Below are 1,896 nucleotides of genomic sequence, written 5' to 3' on the forward strand. Positions count from 1 at the left end.
TGCGCGAGGCCGCGCGGGCGGCCGTGCATGCCAGCGCGGTGCCCATCTTCGCCGGCGACGTGGCCTTCCGCATGACCGATTTCGCGGCGCGCAACGCGGCGCGCGCCGGCGTCGCTGCCGCGATCGAGCTGAAGACGGTCGACGCGCTGCAGCGTGCCGCCCCCGCCGAACGCGGCACGCTGATGCTCAACCCGCCCTATGGCGAGCGCATCGACCCCAAGGGCTCGCGCGGCGACGGGGCCGGACGGCGCGCGCCGCCGACGGCCGCGCGCGAGGGTTTCGAGGACGGCGCCTCGGCCCACGAGTTCTTCACCCGCCTCGCCACCCACTGGAAGCGCGCCTACCCGGGCTGGACCGCCTGGGTGCTCAGCCCCGACATGAAGCTGCCGCAGGCGATGCGCCTGAAGGAGAGCCGGCGCGTGCCGATGTGGAACGGCCCGATCGAGTGCCGGCTGTTCCGCTTCGATCTGGTGGCCGGTTCGATGCGCGAACCGGGCTGAGGGCGCGCCGGCTGCCCTCAGCGCGGCACTTCGATCTCGACCGGCGCCGACGTGGCCATCACCTGCTGGTCGGCGTTCTGCAGCAGTTCGACCCTGAACTTGTAGGTGCCCGGCGGCGGCGCGAGCCAGACCTCGGTCAGGCCCTTGACGAGGTCGATGCGCTCGGTGGGCGCACCGGCCCTCTCGGCGACCAGCCGGAAGTGGCCCACGCCCTTGTCCTGGATGTCCACGTGGCCCACGTTCAGGCCCGAGGCGTGCAGTCGCACCCGGAACGGCGTGCGCAGCGGCTCGCCGCTGCGCGGCTCGAGGATCGCGACGCCGGGCTGGATCAGCGTCTTCGGGTCGACGTCGTCGTTCTTCTTCGTCACCGTGATCTTCATCGGCTTGCTGTAGACGAAGTAGGGGATGTGCTTGTGGTCCGCCAGCAGCAGCCGCAGCGTGTAGGTGCCGGGCACGAAGGTCAGCACCGTCTCCATCTGGCCCTTGCCGAAGTGGATGTACTGGTCGTTGAAGGGCAGCGGCTGGGTGAAGTCGAGCGGCAGGTCGCGGTTGACCAGCAGGTGGTGGTGACCGGCGCCGTCGACCGGCTTGACGATCGGCGCCAGTCCGTAGCGCGACAGGCCGAACTTCAGCACGAAGGGCGTCTCGATGCTGTCGCCGTCGCGCAGGTTGGTGAAGTAGGTCTCGGGCTGCTGGGTGCGCAGCGGCGAGCTGAGCCACGGGTGGTCGGCCGCGAGGGCCGGTGCGGCCAGCAGGGCGGCCGCGAACCAGGCGAAGCAAGAGCGCATCGTGGAGGTCATTCGATCGGAGGTCGTGAAGGTGTCGGTCAGCGCAGCACCGGAGTGTCCGGCAATTCGTTCGGATTGCCACCCCCTGGCGCTGCCGGGAAATGCTGGCGCAGCACGGCGTCCACGGCGTCGATCGCGGCGTGCAGCCCGTCCTCGAAGCGCCGCTCGCGGAACGCCGCGCCCATGCCGTCGACGATGGCCTGCCATCCCGCAGCGTCCACGTGCCGCGTGAGGCCGCGGTCGGCCACGATCTCGATGCGGTGGTCGGCCAGCAGCAGGTAGATCAGCACGCCGTTGTTGTGCTCGGTGTCCCACACGCGCAGCTTGCCGAACAGCGACAGCGCGCGATCGTGGGCGTCGACGTTGCGCACAGGTAGCCCAGCGGCAGCCCCGCCTCCACGCAGACGCGGATCTCGCCGCTGTGCGCGGCCTCGCTGGCGCGCACGCGCTGCTCGATGCGCTCCAGCGCCACCGGGCCGAGCGCGCGGCGCGCGTCGTCCTCGTCGAGCCAGCAGTGGCGCAGCAGTCGGATCAGCCGGTCCATCATCACCAGTCTCCCGACGCGCCGCCGCCGCCGAATCGCCGCCACCGCCGGACGAGAACCCCCG

Annotated in this window: 1 protein-coding gene and 2 pseudogenes; 1 reads left to right on the plus strand and 2 read right to left on the minus strand. The window is 71.3% G+C overall.

The genetic code is table 11. The features are described 5' to 3' along the window. Positions 1 to 500: pseudogene (locus Y694_RS21520) on the plus strand (class I SAM-dependent RNA methyltransferase); the annotation flags it as partial. A 17-nt stretch (positions 501 to 517) separates the two neighbouring features. Here the strand turns inward: Y694_RS21520 and Y694_RS21525 are convergent. Both Y694_RS21525 and Y694_RS21530 read right to left on the minus strand, forming a co-directional pair. Further along, complete coding sequence (locus Y694_RS21525) at positions 518 to 1,288, minus strand: DUF4399 domain-containing protein (RefSeq protein WP_051495971.1); 771 nt, start codon at positions 1,286 to 1,288, stop codon at positions 518 to 520. Positions 1,289 to 1,326: 38 nt separating this feature from the next. Further along, a pseudogene (locus Y694_RS21530) lies at positions 1,327 to 1,835 on the minus strand (TPM domain-containing protein). Between the last annotated feature and the right edge of the window lie 61 nt (positions 1,836 to 1,896).

The sequence above is a fragment of the Methylibium sp. T29-B genome, assembly GCF_000576225.1.
Taxonomy (GTDB): domain Bacteria; phylum Pseudomonadota; class Gammaproteobacteria; order Burkholderiales; family Burkholderiaceae_C; genus Methylibium; species Methylibium petroleiphilum.